Raw genomic sequence first — 19,980 nt, 5'->3', positions numbered from 1 at the left:
CGCAGTTATCCTTGTATATGTTGAACGGTATCCCCCGAGCCGATTTCCCCGTCAACAGCTGGTGAGTATCAGATGAACCCCGATCGATCAAACCACACCACTCCGACTTCAGCATCCAAGAAGGCAACTCGAAATCCGCCAACGAAGCGAGCAGCACTCGTCGGTGGGGTTATAGGGACATGTATCGGCCTCAGTTCGCATTTTCTGTTACTGGAGTATTCTGTAGTATCTATCACCATCTGTCTCCTGTACTCCATCGGGGTTACGCTTATGATCGACTATGTCAGTATCCTCCGGCAGACCCCCCACGATGGTGGGAGTTGGTGGACGATTGCCTTCGGTGCCACCACCGGACTCGTTCTGATGGTTGTACAGCTGGTCTACCGCCCGATCGTTCCAGATACAATCGCAGTAAAGCGCGTCCTGCCCGAGGGAGTGAGGACCGTTCCGTTTAACCTCATCCTTATCTTGTGGCTTCTCATGTTCGGTGTCGCGTTAGTCTCACTGACATACGGGATCGGAATGGCAGTAACGGACATGTCCGAAGGCTAATCCTCTCTGTCAGCCTCCCGCTGGCTGGTTCGGACCTGTGCCAACCTTCCAAGCAGCCACTTTTCCGCCGTGGTAAATAGCTGTTGAGTCACGGTTAGAGTGGTTCACAGGGTAGTTCAATAAACGAGGGAGACACCAGCGAGGGGCCGCGAAAGCGCTGTTCGAGCGTCTCTCGGAGAATCACCTCGATGCGTTCGAGCGTACCTTTCGGGTTCACCGCAATTACGAAGAGATATATGTAATTGGGCGGTCATCTCTATCGGAGTAGTCGGTGGTGAGAAATGGCGCAGCGGAAAACAGTCGCTCACGGTTTCGACCGAATCGAGTCGGACGAGCTCCAATTCGTTTCGTTTTGATGGACTAGTAATAAATGTGTTTTCAGCACGTGAGAATTGGAGAAGGTTTTACTCCACTTCGTATCATATGACTGTGCAGTAATGAAAACACCGAACGACCAACAGACGTTCTCGCCAGATACCGTCTTCGACGTACTTCGGAACCCTCGTCGTCAGTTCGTCTTAGCGTATCTCCGACGGCAGAACCATCCGGTGACGCTCACCGAACTCGCGCGACAGACTACTGCGTGGGAAGCGGATGTCCCGCCGACGGAGGTCGATGGGGAGTCGATGAAATCGGTGTATATATCGCTGTCACACGCTCAACTGCCGAAACTCGTCGACCACGGACTGCTCGAATACACGAGCGATGATCGACGAACCGTCGATACTACGGACCGAATGCGGATACTCGAGGCCGATTTCGATTTTACTGCTCTCGTCGAACCACAGCGGTACTACACCGAGTGATACCCGACAGTGTTGTTATGCGATCTGACGCGGACGATACGGACAGGCCCACGCGGGGATATCACAGCCGAGTCGAGCCACGCGGTTTTCTATCGATGGATGGGTTGCGAACAAGGAAAAGAGGAGTGAGCGATCAGAGTTCCACGGAATCGGACCCGCGATATCCTCGATGTTCTCGCCAGTCGCGATAGCTGCGACCCGGTAGAGCGCATCGGCGAGCGTTTCGGGATCCACGACGTGGGCGGCGTAGGCGTCCGCACGGTACTCTTCCATTCGATTCGCATACCGACTCAGCGCGAGCGCGAGTGGTTCGACACCCAACCCGAGTGCATACCGAACGAGGCGGATTGGTCGCTCTTCGATGAACGCGAGCGCGCTGAACAACAGCGAGCCGACGGCGGCTACGAACGGGCCGCGTCCTGCAAGAACGACGAGCCAGAACGCGCTGAAACCGAGTATCTGGGGAGTGTACGCACGAATCGCGTCCGTGTGGATATCGGTCCCCAGATGACCGAGTTCGTGTGCGAACAACGCGCTCACGCCTACTCGCCCGACGATTTGCGGGAGGAGCGGGTCGAACGCGACGACGGGTTCACCGTCGTCGTAGCCGACGACGGCACCCGGCGCGTCCATCTCCATGAGGACGATCCGGGGAACGGGACGGTCGGCGGTTTCGCAGACTTCGAGTACTGCCCGCTGAACGCCTGGTAACTCGTTGGGGTCGAACGGCCTGGCGTGTTCGTGTTCGAACTCGTAGCGACCACCGGAGCGGTACGACAGATAGGCGATGATACCGAACACGAAGAGACCGAGGCCGACGACAGGGAGGGGGGCACCCGTCCGAACGACAGCTGCAACCGCGAGGAGCGTGGCGGCCAAGAGTCCGAGCGTGATTCCCCACGCTCGAACGATCAGAGAAATCGTCATATAACTGCACACTCGCAGGAGGAATAATAATAGAATCGATTATCGAGGTGGTGACCGACGTCCTAATCGCCCACGTGTGTCCGGACGGCGGCTTCCGCCGGAATATCGGCAAGACACGCGTCGATATCGTCCATTCGTTTCACCTCGAAAACATAATACGATAGCTCGGTTTTCTCCGCGATTTCGTCGTACTTCCTCGTGAACGTGTTCGGGAATACCACCGTAGAGTTGACCCGCGGTGAATCCCGACGGCACCCGCGTTTGCCGCAACCGCGTCGTCGAGAGCCCGCCAGACGGAGATGTCAAATGAGCCGTGCTGAAAAATCACGGTTTGACGAAGATTTTCACTTGGTCGCTACTTTCGTCGAGGAGGGATTCGAACCCCTCGTCGACGATTTCATCGAGTTCGATGCGGTCGGTAACGAGCGGTTCGGGGTCGAGTGTCCCGTCCGCTAGCAGATCAATAACCATCCCGTACTCTTCGTTCGAGCGCGGCCCTCCCAGATATGCGAGCGTTCCGGTGAGCGTCCGTTCGCCGAGGACGACCGTATTCGGAGGCATATTCACCGTCTCTTCCCAGATGCTCACGACGGTAACGGTTCCACCCGGTCGGGTACTTTCGAGCGCGGCGTTGAACGTCGCTTCGATGCCAGCGACTTCGAATGCTGCATCGACGCCACCGTCAGTCGATGAGCGTACTTCGTCGACAGCATCGATCTCAGTCGGGTCGATGAGATGGTCGGCCCCGGAGTCTGCCGCTCGGTCGCGGCGGGCCGCCCGAGGTTCCGAGACGAATATCCGTCTGGCACCGGCCGCTCGTGCACACTGAATCACCGACAAGCCGATGGGACCGCTGCCGAAGACCGCGACGGTGTCGCCCGCGCTAATACCTGAACGACGAACGGCGTGGAGCCCGACACTCAACGGTTCGACGAGCGCACCGTGTTCGAGCGGAACGTCCTCTCCGAGGGGGACTGCTTGCTCCGCACTCACGACGACGTTTTCGGCGAACCCACCGCCGCCACCGGACAGACCGATGAAGCCGCCAGAGTCACAGAGGTGATACGTTCCCTGTCGACATTGGCGACAGTCGCCACAGTAGAGAATGGGATTGATCGCCACTGCATCTCCTTTGCTAAGGTCGTCCACATCCGTTCCGATTTCGCTGACGATACCGCTGAACTCGTGTCCCATCGTAATGGGCGCCTTTTCACCCGAAACCGCGTGCGGTTCTCCTTCGGGGATGAATATGGGTCCCGCCGCGTACTCGTGTAAATCGGAGCCACAGATGCCACACGTATCGACCGCTACGCGCACATCCGTTGCTCCGACACTCGTTTCCTCCGCCTCTTCGACGCGAATATCGCGTTGTCCATGCCACCGTGCAGCTTGCATAACAGAACAGCTTCACCACGAGTCACGATAGCAATTGTGGTGGTTTTACGGGAAGTCACTGAAGGACGGATGAGCGATCGAGAATAGCTACCTGTACCACCTATTGTAACTATTACAACTATTACAACTGTTTCAGCTGCCCAATCACATGAACATGCACGCCCCCGACTTCCCTCGTTCAACGATTCCATCTTCGCGCCCCCTCAAGCCGTCGACGCGCGGATAGAAGGTCGTTTGGAGCGTATCCGCCTCTCACCGGGTAGCCACGGAAGAGAATTCCACCGTAACCACTGATGGTACAGACATAGCTCTCCACCCAACCATCTAGCAAACTACTCTGATTCGGGCTGATCGGTTCGTTCGTCGGCTTCCGGAATCCGTCGTGGCAGGAACGTCGATGCGATAAGCAGGAGGAGCACGAACAGTACGAGGAAAAGCAGCGCCGCCCGTTGAGCGTCGAACATCGCGGCTTCGAAGATACCCTTGAGCAATCGGCGTTGTGTCGGAGTGAGTTGAGCCAGGAACTGCCGCTGCGTGGCTTCGGTCGCCGTCTCTGCTGCATCTTCGAGCGCGATCACCAACTCGTACCGCCGTTCCGTCGAAACCGTCACGTCCCGCACTCGCAGGACGCCGTCGACGACGCTACCGTAGAACTGTCCGAGAAAAAACGAGCCGACGACTGCTGTTCCCAGGGAAAATCCGATGGAACTGCTCACATTCAGGACGCCGGATGCCTCGGCGGAGTCCGCGGTCGAAACAGACGACATCGTCATATTGGTGATCTGTGCCAGTATGAGTCCGACACCGGCCCCATACAGCGCCACTGGGATAACCATCCTGCTGATCGTCTGATCGGGTCCCGTCTGCTCGTACAACAGCACCAGTCCAACGCCGATACACACGATGCCGACCTGAATGAGCGTCTTTGGCGAGATGTACTTCCGCCAACCGGGAGTAAACGCCGAAAAAAGGACCGACGCGAGAGAGTACGGTAACAACGCGAGCCCGGTTTCGAAGGCGGTGTATCCGAGCACGGCCTGGAGATAGACCGGGAAGATAAACATGAAGCCAGCCGAGATTATCGAGCGGATGTTGTACGTGACGACACCGGATAAAAAAGAGCGGTTCGTCAGTACGTTCAGCGGAACGAGGGGTTCCCGGTCGGCGCGTTCCATCCGGCGTTCGTACTGAACGAACGCGGCGAACGCGAGCAGTCCGACCCCGAGGAACCAAATCGTCGGCGACGTGCCGAACGGGTTGAACTGCACGTCACCGACGAAAAACGGTCGCCTCACGAGTAACCACCCGTACTTCCCACTGAGAAGGAACCCCGTGACGAGCGACGTCGCACCGACGATGGATAGAGCTGTTCCACCTTTGTCCAGCGACCCGTCCGTCTCTGACAGTGGGTTCGGATTCACGTACCGAACGAAGAAGAGAATAACCCCCACACCGATGAGTTGGAGCGTAAACCCCCACCGCCAACTGGCGTACGTGGTCAGTGCACCACCGATAATCGGTCCGAGAGTTGACCCGACCCCGTTCACGCCAGCCAACAGTCCGAATGCCTTCGCCCGGTCGTCGTCCTCGTAACTGACTGTCAGTACGGTGAACGTAAGGGGAAACAACACGGCGGCCGCGGACCCCTCGATGAACGACCAGCCGATATAGAGGACCGTAGTATTCCAGCTAATCGCCGCCACAATCGTCCCACCGGCGTAGACGAGCAGTGCGATTGTCATTACACGACGACTACTGTGCCGAGACGGCAGCGTACCCGCCGGGAGAATCAACGCGGCTATCACCAGCGAGTAGAGCGCAACCGCCCCTTGAATCGCGGTCACCGTGGTATCGAACTCGTCCACCATCGTGGGAATCGCCACGTTCATGAGGGACGCATTGATGACCACGATGAACGTCGTCAGACTCACGGCGATTGCTGGGCCCCAGTATCGTACTCCCGTCTTTGCGTCCGTAGAGGGACGAGAACTTCCGTTGGAATCAGACCCACCTGGAGGCATACAGCGGTCTACCACTGTGACCCCCAAAATACATGGACCTAGGTATCACCGAGAGTCGGAGATACTGCCCGACCCTTCGGGCGGAGGGATGTCAGTTCGGTTCGTCAGAACGGCATCGTGGGTGGCCGCCCTGCCCGTTCCACGGGCTACTCGGTCTCCTTGACGTTCCCGCAGTTCCGACAGCGTTTCATTCCACCGTGCGCGTCGCCGTAGTCGTGTCTGATGCCCGAGATGCACAGCACGTCTTGGAGGAGTCCCATACTCGGCAGATATCGCGGCGGCCGGATAACGGTTTCCCGTTCTGCTCGCGTACCTGTGAGCACAGAGCTATCACCGCTGGAAACGCAGACTCCCCGGTCGCCACGAGAATATCGTTGTCGGTCGTTTCCTCGATATGCTGACAGCGCGTATCTCCCGTCCGGTATCACGCCCTCGGTTGTCCGTCAGTGGAGAGCGGACACGTCATCCGGCGCGACTACCGTGGGCACAGTACCGATTACGCGGTTGCCCTCCACGGCGACGAGACGGTGTTGATCAGTCTTCGGTCTCGCGGCCGTTCGATTTGCGTTCCTGGTCGGGATGGTCGGAGACGTACACCGTGGTGTTCGAAGGAATATCCTCGGTAATCCAGGAATTTGCGCCGATGCTGACGTGATCGCCGACGGTGATGGCGCCGAGGACGTTCGTCCCGGCACCGATGACCACGTGGTCGCCGATGTCGGGGTGGCGCTTGTACCCTTTCTTGAGTGCGTGGTCGGTGTCCTCCTCCTCTTCGAAGTGGAGGGCACCGAGGGTGACGTTCTGGTAGAGTCGGCACCAGTCACCGATAGTGGCGGTCTCGCCGATGACGACGCCGGTGCCGTGGTCGATGAAGAAGTAATCTCCAATCTCGGCACCAGGGTGGATGTCGATGCCCGTGTCGCTTTTCGCGGCTTCGGTGAGTTCGCGGGCGTACTCCTGCCTGCTCTCCTTGTACAGTTCGTGAGCGACACGCTGCGCGACGATGGCGTGGAATCCCGGATACGCCCGGATTACCTCGATGTAGGACTTCGCAGCAGGGTCGCCCTTATACGCGGCTTCGACGTCGTGTTTGAGGCGCTCTCTGATAGCGGGGAGGTCGTCGATGACGGCACTGATGCAGTCCCGAGGGTGATCGCTGGGAGCGTACAATTGGCAACCTCGCATGAGCTGCTCACCGAGTTCAGTGAGAGTTTCACGAACGTCAGCGGGGTCGGTGTGGTCCGCGTAGGCGTTCCAGCAGCTCGGGAAGAGGAGGCGGTGAATGAGATCAAGTTCAGTGCACGCGTGCGAGGTCTCGGGGGCGGCCCGTGGCTCGTGGACCGGAAAGGGAGGCTCGTCGGCCTCGTAGGCGGCGACTAAGCTGTGGTGAGCGTTGCCGGTGTAGCGGTACTCCATCACTCTTTTTGTAAGGAGCTAGTTGGGAAGAAGCTATGGGATAACGGAATTGCTGTTCGTCTGAGAACCTCACCATCGATGGCGAGGACGAGAGAATGGACAGCTGGTTGACGGAGCCGTCCGACGCGTCGTGGCACATCGTTCCCGCCGTCATCTCCGAACTTCTGCAGAACACGGACGCCGAAAAATCGAAACGAGTTATCGAATCAGTGCTCCAAATGAAGACCATCAAGATATCCACATCGATGGGAGCGTCGCGAGCTATGTGAGGGAGAATACCGGTTTCGGTATCGGTTCCGCACGTTCCACATCTATTTCGTGAACTTCTGTGATGTTTCTCTTTGTGGCAAGTGTGAGAACAGAAGTGGTCGCGAACGACTGTCTCCGCCGGTGCGATACTGTAAGTTGATTAATATCTAATGAGTCCGTTTGTGGTTGTGGATGCCAACCCAAAAATTTCGAGTGTCGATCCTTATCGTCGTGCTAGTACTTCTGGCACCCGTCGCGGCGAGCGGATTGATGCACGAGGATTTGACGGTCTCGGAGGAGGCAAATCGACGAGCAAACGATATTCCGGTTGAGGACGTCACGTTCGTTTCCGCACAGGGAAAGGAGTTTCCGACGGGGCAGGCGAGATTGGTAGCGTTCGACACGACGACGAACGAACCGGTCTGGATACACAGCAAATACGACCGATATATGGATGTGGATCCGCTCGGAGAGAATCGGGTTCTCTTCGTCGCCCGTGATGGGAGTATGAACAAGTCCGCGTTTTCGTTCGACGTGACGTTTTACGCCATCGAGATGAACTGGCGGACGGGGACGGTACTCGAGAAGTTCGAGATTCCACCCGGAACGCACGACATCGACTACCTCGGGGGAGATCGGTACGCTATCGCCGACCTGAGCAAGAAAAACCGCGTGTTCGTGTACGACCGCTCCGAGGACGAGGTCGTGTGGGAGTACCGGTTCCGCGAGCACTTCCCCGAGAGTGCGGGGGGCGGTCCCGGTGGATACACTCACTTGAACGACATCGATGCGGTCGACGACGGGTCCGCGTTTCTCGTCAGTCCGCGGAATTTCGACCGTGTCATGCTTATCGACCGGGAATCGAAACGCGTTCGCTGGACGCTGGGGGAGGAAGATAACTACGACATCCTCAACGAACAGCACAACCCGGTTCTCCTCTCGCGGGACCCGGTCACGGTTCTCGTCGCGGATAGCGAGAACAACCGCGTCGTCGAGTACGAAAAGACGGAGAGCGGATGGAAACAGACCTGGTCCTACGGAACGGGATTGGATTGGCCGCGAGACGCAGACCGCCTGCCGAACGGGAACACGCTCATCGTCGACAGTAACAACAATCGCGCTCTCGAAGTGACGCCGGGCGGAGACGTCGTCTGGAAAGTGAAGATTCCCTTCGAACCGTACGACGTCGAACGGCCGGTGTACGGGGACGAACCGTCGGGACCACCGATAACCGAACTCGAGGGAAGCGATGCCGTCGATACGAAAGCAGTCGGGCAGGATGGGAGTGGCCCGGTGGCCAGGATCGATGCCACGTACACGTACGTCTACACCACCGCTCAATGGGTACTCCCGACGTGGATCGGTCCGCTAGAATTCAATCTCCTCGCCCTCGCGGCGCTTATCGTCGTACTGTGGGGTGCTGTCGAGGTGGTTCATTGGAGGGGATGGACGTAGACGAAGTGAATGGGGTCCCGACGTGACGGCAACAGAGAAACTGCTCACGATATCCCCGAGAAGTCCCATTCTCCCTTATCCACCATATTCTCCCATCTCCGATACTGTATTCCCGTACTGGTAAGCCTCATCGCCTGTAGTTTATCCGATAGCGTCACGACCTACCAAGTATGTCATCCACGTCATACCGCTGTACGTGCGGTGCGACCCTCGAGTACAAGCAGGATCTCGTGAAAGAGCAGGGCGAGGTCTATCCGACGTGGAAGTGCAAAGACTGTGGGACGCCGGTTCCTGGTCAGATTGCCGAGAAAATAAAACACCAACATCCATCGTGACGCGGTTCAATCGTTCTCGGCAAGTCGATACATCGCGGCGATTCCATTCGTTGACTACTTCGATTCACGCGTGGGTACCGCCGCCCTGTTTAAGTCGTTCTCGCGATAAGGAGTAGATACGAGGAGGATTTTCGCTGACCGTTGTCCTTCGTGCGATGAGAAAATAATATCGTCGGTGGGACAACCACGTCTGGGGTACACATAGTCGGTGGAAAAAGTGCATCAGTGCGTACTATTTTCCTTGCTGAATGAGAGATCGACAACAGCGAAGAGGCAAGCTCAAAATAGCTGATTAAGGTGACTATTGTACCTATTCCTTGGGCCCACCAGACCACACCCCACGGGGCCATATCCCCCGCTCTCCCCGGAAACGACGAAAAGAAACCAGCGAGACGATGTCTCCACGGGTCGGCCGCGATACCAGTAGACCCAATACCGGTCGTTGCAATCAACCAGACGAATGTCCCTCAAGGGCCGCGTTCGTGCGTCCTTCAGCACTGGGTGGGTGGGTCGTGACGGTGTCTGGCTTTCTGTCGTTGTAACCGTCGGCACGTTGGTCTATCTGACATATCTCGCCATCTATCCATATCCGGCACACGGTGCGGGATTGTATCTCGCAATCGCAGAACAGATTAGCACGCACGGGTATCGGCTACCGGAAACGATTCCACACTACACTGCAGGAGGAGTTCCGTTCGCGTATCCACCGCTGATGTTTTACGTGATCGCAGTTCTTCACGATGCGCTCGGTCTCGATCCGATTTCACTCACGCGATACCTCCCGGGACTCTTCACGGTCGTGTATCTGATTCCCTATTATTACCTCGCGAAAGAGCTCCTCGAATCACCGACGCAAGCGGGGAGTGCCACCGTCGTACTGGCTGTAACACCGGTCGTCCTCAAATGGCACCTCGCGGCGGGCGGCGTCGTCCGCGCGGCGGCGTTTCTCTTCGTTCTCACTGGCCTTTACACTGGCATACGAACGTTCAAAGCGAAGGATCGACGATGGCTTTTGCCGTCGATAGTATTGTTCGCCCTTACGATTCTCACCCATCCCGTGTACACGGCGTTCTTTGGTCTTAGCTACCTTCTCATGGTCGGCTTTTTCGATCGATCGCGGAGCGGGGTAGGACTCGGTGCATCGGTCGCAATCGGGGGAATCATACTAGCGGCACCGTGGTGGTGGCACGTCGTTTCGATGCACGGGATATCGATTTTCACCGCTGCGGCCGGGACACACGACGGACTCGGCGGCGGAATCACTCGCCTTTTCGACTCGTTCGCCAAACCGTTGGTATCACCGTCTCAATGGCTCTTCTATGCCCTCTCGGTCGCCGGGAGTTTGGCCCTCGTCCGACAGCGGCAATTTTTCGTACCGATTTGGATGCTACTGACGGGATATCTCCTGACGCAGGATCGATTGCTGTACGTCGCGGGGGCGATGGCGGCGGCAGTATTCATCTGCGAAGTTTGTCTGCCGATCGCCAAGAGTCAACTGGGAGGCGAGTTCCGGGAACGATACATTTCACTACTTCTGCTCGCACTGATCGGCAGTTCGATAGTCGCTGGCGGTGTCCTGATGACGACCGATGGTGCCACCGAGAATCGAACAGAAACACTCCTTCCCGCATCGTACATGGATCGACACGACGAACGCGCCATGGGGTGGATAAAACGTCACACCCTCCCCTCGTCACGGTTCGTCGTACTCGGTGATGCCGCAGAACTGTTCCCGTTCCTGACACACCGTACGAGCCTCATGAGTCCGTGGGGTGTCGAGTGGAAAGGTAACCCCCAGTTCGAGCGTCAAAAGAGGTTATACGACTCGACATCGGCTTGCAAGAGCGCTGGTTGTCTCACACAGTCGTTTCAGAACGCGGACCTACACCCGGAATACGTGTATGTTCCAAAAGGGGAATATACGATACGACGAGACGATCACATCCAATCAATTCGAATGCGCCGGTCGCTCGTGCGGTCGCCGGAGTACACACTCGTATTCGAAAACCGGGGCGTGATGATTTATCGGGTGAATCGTTTCACCCCGCGGGCGTGATTTTCCTGCTCTACTCCCTCATTCTCAAGCCGTCGATGAGTGGACGGTCGCTCAATTCCGAGCGAATCTGCTCCCCACCGGGCGATCACGGCGGGAAGTTCGGATTTCCGTATCGCCGCAAGAATATCGTCGCTTCAGGTTCGAAGAGAGGAGCAAAGCCGGCCAAACGCGGTGGGCAGGTTATAATCGGATTGCTCCTTACTCATTTGACGAGGTTAGCCGCTGCAGAAGTACCTGAGTACGACCGGCGTGAAACGGTCGGGGTGATTCGCGTCCCGAAACGACCCTCAGGGCTGCTCCTATTGACGAATAGCGATTTAAACAGTTTCGGCTTCGATTCCGAGATGCTGCCGTAAATCAATTCATACTGTGGTCTGACACTCATTCATGGAAGAACACCCTCCGATATCCATCCTCCTCCCGACTACACGTTGGAACTCCGTCTGTGAGGAACTAAGCGCACAATTACGCGATAAAGACGAACTTCTCATCATTTGCGACTCGAAAAGTGACCCCGTCGCCGGACAGATTTCCTCGCTCCCTGAACAGGTCGAAATATTGTTTGCAGGGAGTCCAAAGCGCTGTTCCGGGAAGGCGAATGCAATTGCGACAGGAATGGAGGAAGCATCGCATCAACGCCTCATCTGGACGGACGATGATTTCCACCATTCTCCGGATTGGCTGTCACAACTTCATCGAGACTACGAGCAGAACGGGCCCGTTACGGAAATCCCGTTCTTTATCGGGAAAGATCCACTGGCGATGATGTTAGAACCGGTATATGCGCTCGGTGGGACGCTGGGTGTATATACTGGCGATATTGTCTGGGGGGGTGCCGTCATGTTCGACCGAATCGAGATAGACGAGCGGGCGTTCTTGGACGACCTCCAACGAACTATCAGCGACGACGGCGTTCTTACCGAATACCTCGATGTCACCCCTCTACGGCGAGTCCGTACCGTCCCCATCGGAGGGAGTTTCCGTCAAACGGTAGAGCGCCACACCAGATTCACACAAATCGTCCGTTATCAAGATCCGAAGGCATTTGCCGTACTCTGTCTCACTGCAGCGATAACACTAATTGGGTGCCTTTTATTCCCGGTTCTAGCGCTGATTTTGCTCACTCTGTTATATGCTACTACCTATCTCTTCTTTGGCGTGAAACGTTGGACGGCGATTCTCGCCTACCCCTCGGCGCTTATTCAATTCCCGCTCCTCCTGTACGGGGTTTCTCGAAGGTCGTTCGTGTGGGCAGGACGTAGGTACGAATGGCGTGGTAAATTCGACGTTAACGTCTATGAGGAATGAACGAAGACGCGAATGTGGAGCTAACGCCGTCACTCATCAACCGGCGTTCACCGTGCTGTCTACGACTCTAATCGATTCTCGATTCCCGCGGTACCGGTAGAACCGTATTTGCCATCAGATGAGGGTCCGCCCGACCATCGGGGAGTCATTTTTGCAATGAGACGACGAACGGTCGCTCATAGTAGAAGCATTCCATCTAGTGTACTCATCTTCACAGCAGTTAGAATACAATTAGAACTGTATGATACAAAGTGATGAACTGGAACGGTGATGAAAGTACAGGAGGTTATCGCTTCGAATACCACGCCTGCTTTTGTTCGTCGTCCTCGCGACGTCCGTTTGTCTCGATGCCCTCCACCAACTCCGCGACGCGCTGTTGAAGTTCCTTGAACTCCTTGCCAAGCGTATTAATTTTTCGCTGAGAATTCATCTGCAACTCGGCCAAGTCAATATCGCTAGTTCGATCCCCTCAAGCCAATCGCCCTCGTCGACACGGTATCAGTTGTCATCCGGATGCTTATCTCGCACCAGAACTCGGCCACGTGACCGGAAACGGTTTAACCACGGGGTATGGCTTCCCCCGAGTTCTATGATGTGTACCCTCGCCAAGAAGAGATAGACTACCAGCGAAAGAACGTACACCACCGGCGTTATCGCCAGTTGCCAGAGAAGCGTCGACGTGAGGTCGATTCCGATAGTCGGATGCCAAACTCTGTTCATCGTCCGGAAGAGACGAATCAACGGGACGTGAAGCAGATATATCCCGAGGGCGTGTCGCCCCACTTTCGGGAGAATCGTATTCTTCCCCAACTGTGGGTTCGAGAGCACGTATGCGAAGAGAGCGAGAACGAAGAATATCGTCGAGATCGTGTACTCCGTCAAGTATATCTCTTGGCGAAGAACGTTATTGCGAATGATGTAGCCGATCGCGTACTGCTCGACGAGTTGGACTCCCGCAAAAAGGCCGACTGCTCCGAGATAGACGTGGCGACGGTTCTCGTTCGGCGTCCAGTCGGACGAGTTGATTTGGTATCCGAGAGCGACGTAGAAGAAGCCGAAGAAGAGGGCGTCCCGCGTTCGGAACGGTACGTTCGCGATCATTTGATAATTCGTTCCGACGAGGCCAACGATGTGAACGAGCGCGGCGATGGGCAACAGGTAGCGGGTTTTTCCGAGCTTGACGAAGCAAGCGACGAAAACGAGAGAGAATATCAATGCCGTCAGAAACCACAGCGGAACGGAGAGTGCGTTTCCGTAGTACAGTAAGTCGATGGTGGAGATGTCACCGAGGCCGTGAGCGATGAGAGCATTCGCTACGGGAACGCCTTGGAATAACGCGAGACCGATCACTGCCGTTACAGAGAGGAGTCTCCCGAACAGATATATCGACCCGAGTTTCTGGACGGAGCCGCTCACGGTGGATTTGACGTTGTCGACGTTCACCGTCTCCGCGAGAAAATATCCGGACGTTACGAAAAAGAACGGAACGTCGAATTGACCGATAGTGTCCAGTACGAAGTAGACGTAATTCCCGCCCGTTCCGAAGCCCCGGAACGGTTGAACGTGTGCGATGACAATGAAGAATATAGCGATTGCTCGCAGCGTATCTATGCTGTGAATTCGATCACTCATCGTATCTCAAAGGTCCATTGAGAAGTCACTCGCTCCTATTTAAAACGCCTCCGATTGTGGCGGGAAAGCAGAAATCAATCAGTGCCGCGCTCACAAATTATTTCCTCGCGCGTCTCACTGTTGTGTCTGGAATAGAAGCAGTGCATAACGTCGGGATTCGCGGATCGGCGCAGTATGCCCATCGCGTGACCTTCGCTTGAAGACAGAAGTATGCGCTATCGGTCTATTTCATCGCCACCTCGACACCCATTTTGCGATGGTGTCTGCTGGTGTTGCCGACGCGACCGTGAGTCGTCTCGGATACGTGGCGTACACTGTTTTCGGTCGATTTTTACGCGCTATCGTGTGTTTCTCACGAGTAGTTCCATTGACACAGCCGATGACGCCCCCGTCCATCCGCAACAGCGGTGAGCCGCTGTTACCATCTCCGGTGGGAATCGTCGCTTCTATCCAATCCGAATGTGGATTGTAGCGCTCGTACCGACCCAGGGAAATCACCCAGTCTCCCACCATTTTCGGATGTCCGACCGCGAGCACCACATCGTTCGGAGAGGGGTGTGCATTCGTCGCCAGTGAAAGCGGAGGCGGGGTTTCGAGGTCCGTCTTGAGCAGGGCGATATCCGGAAAGAGGTCCCGGTGAAAGCCGACACGAGTAGCCGTTCCAGTTCGGTTATCGAACGTTTCGAACGCTACCGACGCCGCTTCTCGAACGATATGAGAATTCGTAAGGATGTATCCGCTATCGACGACCCACCCGGACCCACCCCCGGAATCGGTCGATAGTCGGACAACCGACCGTTGTACCGCTTCTCCGAGCGCGCGGGCTCGGTCGCGGACCGCTTCGGGAAACGGCTCGAAACCACCGACGGCAGTGGTCCGATACTCGGACGTGGCGGATTCGGAACGCCAACCGCTCCCGAGACCGCCAGAGAAAGGGAAGACGGAAGCGAGGCCGGTCACGCGAAGAATCCCTCTTCGGGTATAGGAGGACGTCATCCACCCGAACTCCGTCGTTCAGCATCGGCCGTGACGGATGAATTCAGCCGCCTTGGTTGTCTTTTGACCCGTTTCGAGCGCATTCTCATCCGCTAGAGCTAGACGGATTCGTCCCAAAGGTTTGTGGCTGTGAGTGCTTCCTCGTGACTGGAGGACCGCTTCGTCCATCGGATGAACTGCATACGAAATTTTTTATCGCATATTTCCGAGAGCGTCGTACTCCCTGTCGGTGGTTCAATCGTTCTCGTCGTGAGTACGCTCATCCCGATGACTGGAATTGCTCGAGCATCCAACCGTGTTCGTCGTGCTGGAGGGACTGAGACGGCCCTTCGACAATCGTTTGGCGCGACGGTGGTAACTCAGGGCCACAGTCCGCGGGATTCTTTGGCCTCGGCGATTCGAGAGAGGGCGACCACGTAGGCGGCGTCGCGCCACGTCACGTCTACTTCCGCTTTGGCGTCGGACACGTCGTCCCACGCGCGGAGCATCGCCGTCTCCAGTTCGTCGTTCACGCGTTCGAGCGACCACGACCGACGGTTGATGTTCTGGAGCCACTCGAAGTACGAGACGGTCACACCGCCCGCGTTGGCGAGGATGTCGGGAACGACAGCGACGTCCTTCGATTCGAGAATTTCCGCGGCTGCGAACGTTGTCGGCCCGTTGGCACCCTCAATCACGATGTCCGCTCGGACGTCTTCCGCGTTCTCCGCGGTGATGACGTCGCCGATGGCGGCGGGAATGAGAACGTCCACGTCGAGTTCGAGGAGGTCCTCGTTCGAAATCTTCGCGGGCGCATCGTACTTCATAACGCCTTCCGACTGTTCCTCGTGGGTCGGTACGGCGTGGGTATCGAGGCCATCGGGGTCGTATATGCCACCGTTCACGTCCGAAACGGCGACGATGGTCGCACCGTAATCGTCGAGGATACGGGCGGCGTTCGCACCGACGGAACCGAATCCTTGGACCGCGACGGTCGTCTCTTCGATGTCCATCTCGTAGTAGTCGATGACCTCGCGAGCGATGATGGCGACTGACCGACCGGGTGCGGCCGCGCGACCGTAACTCCCTCCGAGAACGGGCGGCTTGCCGGTGACGACGCCGGGTTGGGTCTCGCCCTCCTGCATCGAGTAGGCGTCCATGAACCACGCCATCGTCTGCGCGTCGGTCCCCATGTCCGGTGCGGGGATGTCCTTCTCCGGGCCGACGAAATCGCGCACCTCTTCGGCGAACCGGCGGGTGAGCCGTTCTTTCTCGCCGGGCGAGAGGTCCTTCGGGTCCACGACGATGCCGCCTTTGCCGCCGCCGAAGGGGAGGTCCATCACGGCGCACTTCCACGTCATCCACATCGAAAGCCCGACGCACTCGTCTTCGGTGACGTTCGGGTGGTAGCGAAGGCCGCCCTTGTACGGCCCGCGAACGTCGTCGTGCTGGGAGCGGTAGCCGGTATAGACCGCAACGGTGCCGTCGTCGCGCTTCAGCGGGACCGCCACGCGCTGGACCTTCGTCGGGTGTTTCAACCGTTCGATGATACCCGGGTTCACGTCCACGAGTCCCGCGGCGCGTTCCAGTTGCCGCCGGGCCGTTTCGAGCGCCGTCTCGGGTTCCGCGTTCGACCCCTCGGCCGCAACCCCGTTCTCCTCGATTTTCGACATCAGGTAGTCACCTCCGGATTGATGCGGCGGTAGACCGTTTCAATCGAACCGATGACGGCGTCGGCGATTCGAGAGACCGAGGCCTCACCGAGTGTCAGCGGCGGAGCGAGCATCAGGTGGTCGCCCGCCAGCCCATCGACCGACCCCTTTCCGGGGTACGTGTAGACGCCGCGGTCGAGTGCGGCGTCGTAGACCCGCTTGTAGACCTTCGAGGAGGGGTCGAAGGGCTCTTTCGTCGCCCTATCGGCGACGAACTCCAGTCCGACCATCGGCCCCATCGCGCGGAAATCGCCGACCATCGGGTGGTCTCGGAGCGCGTCGAGTTCGGAGACGAGTTGGCGGCCGCGAGTGCGGCCCTGTTCGAGAACATCGTCCGTGTACCGGTCCACGACGAAGTTCGCCACGGCCGCGGACAGCGGGTTTCCGGCGAAGGTGTGGCCGTGGGCGAACGAGGCGCCGTCGTGGGTGAACTCCTCGGCGACGTGGTCGCGGACGAGCACGGCACTCATCGGCGTGTAGCCGCTCGTGAGGCCCTTTCCGAGCGTCATCATGTCGGGAACGACGCCGTAGTGTTCCATGGCGAACAGCGGCCCGGTTCGGCCGAATCCGGTCATCACCTCGTCCGCGATAAAGAGCACGTCGTACTCGTCGCAGATGTCGCGGACTTCCTCGTAGTAGGCGGGGTGCGGTGCGGTCGCGGGGATGCTGGCGCCGCCGACCGGTTCGGCGATGAAGGCTGCGACCGTCTCGGGACCGCGTTGGCGAATCGTCGTTTCGAGTTCACGCGCGGCGGCGCGGGCCTGCTCTTCGGGCGTTCCCTCGAACGACCACCGGTACGGGTACGCTGGCGAAATGTGCTCCCAATCGGCCAGGAACGATTCGTAGCCCCGCCGTCGAAGCGTGTTCCCGGTCGCGGACAGCGCGCCGAACGTCGCACCGTGATACGACTGCCAGCGGGAGATCACGACGGACTTCTCGGTCTTCCCACGCGAACGAAAGTACTCGCGTGCGAGCTTGAACGCCGCCTCGTTTGCCTCGCTCCCCGAGTTCGTGTAGAACACTTTCGAGAGATCGCCGGGGGAGCGCGCCGCGAGCGTGCGCGCGAGTTCCTCGGGTGCGTCGTGGGAGAAGTGAGACAGACTGAGATACGAGACGTTCGACGACTGTGACTCGAATATCTGGTCGATGCCCGGAACCGAGTGACCGAGATTAGTCACGGCAGCGCCCGACGCGGCGTCGATGAGTCGCTCGCCGTCTTCGGTCACGAGAAACTCGTCTGTGGCGTAGTCTATCCTCGGCAGGTCGGGCTCGATTCCCCCTCCCCACTTGTAGAAGATGTGGTTCTGATGTGCCATCTATCACGATTGACTGCACCCTATAATAAAATAAGTCTTACTAAGAAATGCGGATTTTGTAGAGGTTCCAAAACACACCAGAGTAATCTAAACCGGTGCCAGACAGACTCGCGTCACGGGGTCGGTGTGAACGAAATAGGTGGGAGGCCAGAATCGACGGTGGATTCAGAGTGTCGGGTCCTGCTCGATGGGGACGTGGACCGTCTTCTCTTGGGTGTAGGCGTTGAGCGTGTCGCGGGAGCACTCGCGGCCCATACCGGAGCGTTTGAATCCGCCGAACGGGCTACCGGTGACGGTGCGTCCGTAGAACTTGTTGACCCAGACGCTTCCCGCGTCGATATCGGCGGCCGCGCGGTGGGCGAGCGAGCCGTTCTCCGTCGCCACGCCCGCGGCGAGGCCGAACTCCACGTCGTTGGCGAGTTCGATGGCCTCGTCGTAGTCGCTGAAGGTCACGACCGTCTCGACCGGTCCGAATATCTCCTCTTGCACGATTCGCATGTCGTTGTCGGCGTCCACGAAGACGGCGGGTTCGACGAACCACCCATCGTCGGTGCCCTCGACTTCGACGGCGTTTCCGCCGGTTGCGAGGGTTGCACCTTCCTCGACGCCGAGTTCGAGGTACGAGGTCACCTTCTCGTACTGCGCTTCGGAGACGAGCGGGCCGAACGTGGTCCCCTCGGAGAGCGTATCGCCGATAGTGTGTGACTCCATCTCCTCGACCAACTTCTCGACGAACTCGTCACGAACGTCCTCGTGGACGAGCGCGCGTGAGCAGGCGTCGCACGACTGGCCGGTGTTGTACGTGATGCTCCCGGCGACGGTCTCGGCGGCCTGTTCGATATCCGCGTCGGGGAAGACGACGAACGGCGACTTGCCACCGAGTTCCAGCGTGACGGGCGTGATGTTCGAGGCGGCCGACTTCATCACTTCCTCGCCGGTCACGTCCTCGCCGGTGAACGAAACCTTCTGCACGTCGGAGTGACCCGTGAGGGGCGCTCCCGCCTCTTCGCCGAAGCCGGGGACGACGTTGAAAACGCCGTCGGGCAGGACGCCCTCGGAGAGTTCGGCGATTCGGAGCGCCGTGAGCGGACTCTGCTCGGCGGGTTTCAGGACGACGGCGTTGCCAGCGGCGAGCGCCGGGCCGATCTTCCACGAGGTGAGGACGAGGGGGTAGTTCCACGGCGTGACGCAGCCGACGACGCCGTAGGGCTCGCGACGGGTGTAGATGTGCGCGTCGTTCGCCGCCGCGATCTCCTTTCCGCCCTCGGCGCGACAGATGTTCGCGTAGTATTCGATGAAGTCGATACCCTTCGTGACTTCGCCTTTTGCGTACGACAGCGGTTTTCCCACGTCGAGGCTTTCGAGGAGTGCGAGTTCTTCGAGGTGGTCGCGGAGCACCGACACCCATTCGAGGAGGGTTTCGGAGCGCTCCGCGGGCGTCGCGCTGCCCCACTCGTTCTCGAAGGCGTCCCGTGCGGCCTCGACGGCCGCGTCCACGTCAACCTCGTCGCAGCGAGGTACCGAGAGGATGGGTTCGTCCACGACGGGGTCGCGCGTCTCGAACGTCTCGCCGCTTTCCGCTGGGTGAGACGACCCACCGATCCACGCTTCGAACGTCCCGAACGACTGTGCCTCCTCGCTCGCTTGCTGATGGTTCTCCTGAACCGAGCCGGTGTAGTGTTCCAATTCCATGGTTACTGTGCTCGTTCGTCATGCACCTCGAACCGAGCGCTAATAAAACTAACTAGATACCAAAATAGAAGTGGATATATTGTGATGATTCTAAATTAGGACGGGTTTGTTAGCTCAGAGATGAATTAGTGGG

General features: G+C 58.1%; 16 protein-coding genes. 6 read left to right on the top strand and 10 right to left on the bottom strand.

Annotated features, from left to right (window positions below; genetic code table 11):
- Positions 1-72: 72 nt before the first annotated feature.
- Both V5735_RS23375 and V5735_RS23370 read left to right on the top strand, forming a co-directional pair.
- Complete coding sequence (locus tag V5735_RS23375; protein WP_423747490.1) at positions 73-552, top strand: hypothetical protein; 480 nt, start codon at positions 73-75, stop codon at positions 550-552.
- A 437-nt stretch (positions 553-989) separates the two neighbouring features.
- The gene (locus tag V5735_RS23370; RefSeq protein ID WP_423747489.1) at positions 990-1,358 is read left to right on the top strand and encodes a DUF7344 domain-containing protein; all 369 of its coding nucleotides are present in this window, start codon (positions 990-992) and stop codon (positions 1,356-1,358) included.
- A gap of 15 nt (positions 1,359-1,373) precedes the next feature.
- Here V5735_RS23370 and V5735_RS23365 read toward each other — a convergent pair whose 3' ends face one another.
- The 4 genes from V5735_RS23365 to epsC all read right to left on the bottom strand — a co-directional run bounded on the left by V5735_RS23365 (position 1,374) and on the right by epsC (position 7,117).
- Positions 1,374-2,285 carry a M48 family metallopeptidase gene (locus V5735_RS23365; RefSeq protein WP_423747488.1) on the bottom strand — a complete coding sequence of 304 codons (912 nt, stop codon included), beginning with the start codon at positions 2,283-2,285 and terminating at the stop codon, positions 1,374-1,376.
- A 324-nt stretch (positions 2,286-2,609) separates the two neighbouring features.
- Positions 2,610-3,680 (bottom strand): 2,3-butanediol dehydrogenase, encoded by a 1,071-nt coding sequence (locus V5735_RS23360; RefSeq protein WP_423747487.1) that lies wholly within the window; start codon positions 3,678-3,680, stop codon positions 2,610-2,612.
- 332 nt (positions 3,681-4,012) lie between these two features.
- Positions 4,013-5,611: an MFS transporter gene (locus V5735_RS23355; protein WP_423747486.1), complete on the bottom strand. Its 1,599-nt coding sequence runs from the start codon at positions 5,609-5,611 to the stop codon at positions 4,013-4,015.
- A gap of 624 nt (positions 5,612-6,235) precedes the next feature.
- Positions 6,236-7,117 carry a serine O-acetyltransferase EpsC gene (epsC, locus tag V5735_RS23350; protein WP_423747485.1) on the bottom strand — a complete coding sequence of 294 codons (882 nt, stop codon included), beginning with the start codon at positions 7,115-7,117 and terminating at the stop codon, positions 6,236-6,238.
- Positions 7,118-7,597: 480 nt separating this feature from the next.
- On the opposite strand from epsC, the gene V5735_RS23345 reads away from it, so the two are divergent.
- From V5735_RS23345 to V5735_RS23330, 4 genes are all read left to right on the top strand, one after another.
- Entirely contained in the window at positions 7,598-8,821 is a 1,224-nt protein-coding gene (locus tag V5735_RS23345) for a hypothetical protein (protein ID WP_423747484.1), read from the top strand.
- 170 nt (positions 8,822-8,991) lie between these two features.
- Positions 8,992-9,156 carry a hypothetical protein gene (locus V5735_RS23340; RefSeq protein ID WP_175424209.1) on the top strand — a complete coding sequence of 55 codons (165 nt, stop codon included), beginning with the start codon at positions 8,992-8,994 and terminating at the stop codon, positions 9,154-9,156.
- A gap of 460 nt (positions 9,157-9,616) precedes the next feature.
- Complete coding sequence (locus tag V5735_RS23335; RefSeq protein ID WP_423747483.1) at positions 9,617-11,212, top strand: ArnT family glycosyltransferase; 1,596 nt, start codon at positions 9,617-9,619, stop codon at positions 11,210-11,212.
- A 387-nt stretch (positions 11,213-11,599) separates the two neighbouring features.
- A complete protein-coding gene (locus V5735_RS23330) occupies positions 11,600-12,520 on the top strand; it encodes a glycosyltransferase (RefSeq protein WP_423747482.1) in 921 nt (306 codons plus the stop codon).
- Between the two features lie 286 nt (positions 12,521-12,806).
- Here V5735_RS23330 and V5735_RS23325 read toward each other — a convergent pair whose 3' ends face one another.
- The 6 genes from V5735_RS23325 to V5735_RS23300 form a co-directional block, all read right to left on the bottom strand.
- Positions 12,807-12,950: a hypothetical protein gene (locus V5735_RS23325; protein WP_423747481.1), complete on the bottom strand. Its 144-nt coding sequence runs from the start codon at positions 12,948-12,950 to the stop codon at positions 12,807-12,809.
- 68 nt (positions 12,951-13,018) lie between these two features.
- Positions 13,019-14,152 (bottom strand): acyltransferase, encoded by a 1,134-nt coding sequence (locus tag V5735_RS23320; protein WP_423747480.1) that lies wholly within the window; start codon positions 14,150-14,152, stop codon positions 13,019-13,021.
- A 228-nt stretch (positions 14,153-14,380) separates the two neighbouring features.
- Positions 14,381-15,148, bottom strand: coding sequence for a S1C family serine protease (locus V5735_RS23315; RefSeq protein ID WP_423747479.1), 768 nt, complete (start codon positions 15,146-15,148; stop codon positions 14,381-14,383).
- A gap of 359 nt (positions 15,149-15,507) precedes the next feature.
- Entirely contained in the window at positions 15,508-16,800 is a 1,293-nt protein-coding gene (gene gdhB / locus V5735_RS23310; protein ID WP_423747478.1) for a glutamate dehydrogenase GdhB, read from the bottom strand.
- Complete coding sequence (locus V5735_RS23305) at positions 16,800-18,155, bottom strand: aspartate aminotransferase family protein (protein WP_423747477.1); 1,356 nt, start codon at positions 18,153-18,155, stop codon at positions 16,800-16,802. Before V5735_RS23305 ends, gdhB begins: the two co-directional genes overlap by 1 nt.
- 165 nt (positions 18,156-18,320) lie before the next feature.
- Positions 18,321-19,847, bottom strand: coding sequence for an aldehyde dehydrogenase family protein (locus tag V5735_RS23300; RefSeq protein ID WP_423747476.1), 1,527 nt, complete (start codon positions 19,845-19,847; stop codon positions 18,321-18,323).
- Positions 19,848-19,980 lie beyond the last annotated feature (133 nt).

It is taken from the genome of Haladaptatus sp. SPP-AMP-3 (assembly GCF_049568665.1).
Classification (GTDB): domain Archaea; phylum Halobacteriota; class Halobacteria; order Halobacteriales; family Haladaptataceae; genus Haladaptatus; species Haladaptatus paucihalophilus.
Note: the sequence above shows the minus strand (reverse complement) of the source record. Positions and strands in the feature narration are given on the sequence as shown.

What these genes read in the sequence shown, in the direction of transcription:
- V5735_RS23375 (WP_423747490.1), top strand. Translation starts at nt 73, where the DNA reads ATGAACCCCGATCGATCAAACCACACCACTCCGACTTCAGCATCCAAG.
- V5735_RS23365 (WP_423747488.1), bottom strand. Translation starts at nt 2,285, where the DNA reads ATGACGATTTCTCTGATCGTTCGAGCGTGGGGAATCACGCTCGGACTC.
- V5735_RS23335 (WP_423747483.1), top strand. Translation starts at nt 9,617, where the DNA reads ATGTCCCTCAAGGGCCGCGTTCGTGCGTCCTTCAGCACTGGGTGGGTG.
- V5735_RS23340 (WP_175424209.1), top strand. Translation starts at nt 8,992, where the DNA reads ATGTCATCCACGTCATACCGCTGTACGTGCGGTGCGACCCTCGAGTAC.
- V5735_RS23300 (WP_423747476.1), bottom strand. Translation starts at nt 19,847, where the DNA reads ATGGAATTGGAACACTACACCGGCTCGGTTCAGGAGAACCATCAGCAA.
- V5735_RS23360 (WP_423747487.1), bottom strand. Translation starts at nt 3,680, where the DNA reads ATGCAAGCTGCACGGTGGCATGGACAACGCGATATTCGCGTCGAAGAG.
- epsC (WP_423747485.1), bottom strand. Translation starts at nt 7,117, where the DNA reads ATGGAGTACCGCTACACCGGCAACGCTCACCACAGCTTAGTCGCCGCC.
- V5735_RS23330 (WP_423747482.1), top strand. Translation starts at nt 11,600, where the DNA reads ATGGAAGAACACCCTCCGATATCCATCCTCCTCCCGACTACACGTTGG.
- V5735_RS23315 (WP_423747479.1), bottom strand. Translation starts at nt 15,148, where the DNA reads ATGACGTCCTCCTATACCCGAAGAGGGATTCTTCGCGTGACCGGCCTC.
- V5735_RS23305 (WP_423747477.1), bottom strand. Translation starts at nt 18,155, where the DNA reads ATGGCACATCAGAACCACATCTTCTACAAGTGGGGAGGGGGAATCGAG.
- V5735_RS23325 (WP_423747481.1), bottom strand. Translation starts at nt 12,950, where the DNA reads ATGAATTCTCAGCGAAAAATTAATACGCTTGGCAAGGAGTTCAAGGAA.
- V5735_RS23320 (WP_423747480.1), bottom strand. Translation starts at nt 14,152, where the DNA reads ATGAGTGATCGAATTCACAGCATAGATACGCTGCGAGCAATCGCTATA.
- gdhB (WP_423747478.1), bottom strand. Translation starts at nt 16,800, where the DNA reads ATGTCGAAAATCGAGGAGAACGGGGTTGCGGCCGAGGGGTCGAACGCG.
- V5735_RS23370 (WP_423747489.1), top strand. Translation starts at nt 990, where the DNA reads ATGAAAACACCGAACGACCAACAGACGTTCTCGCCAGATACCGTCTTC.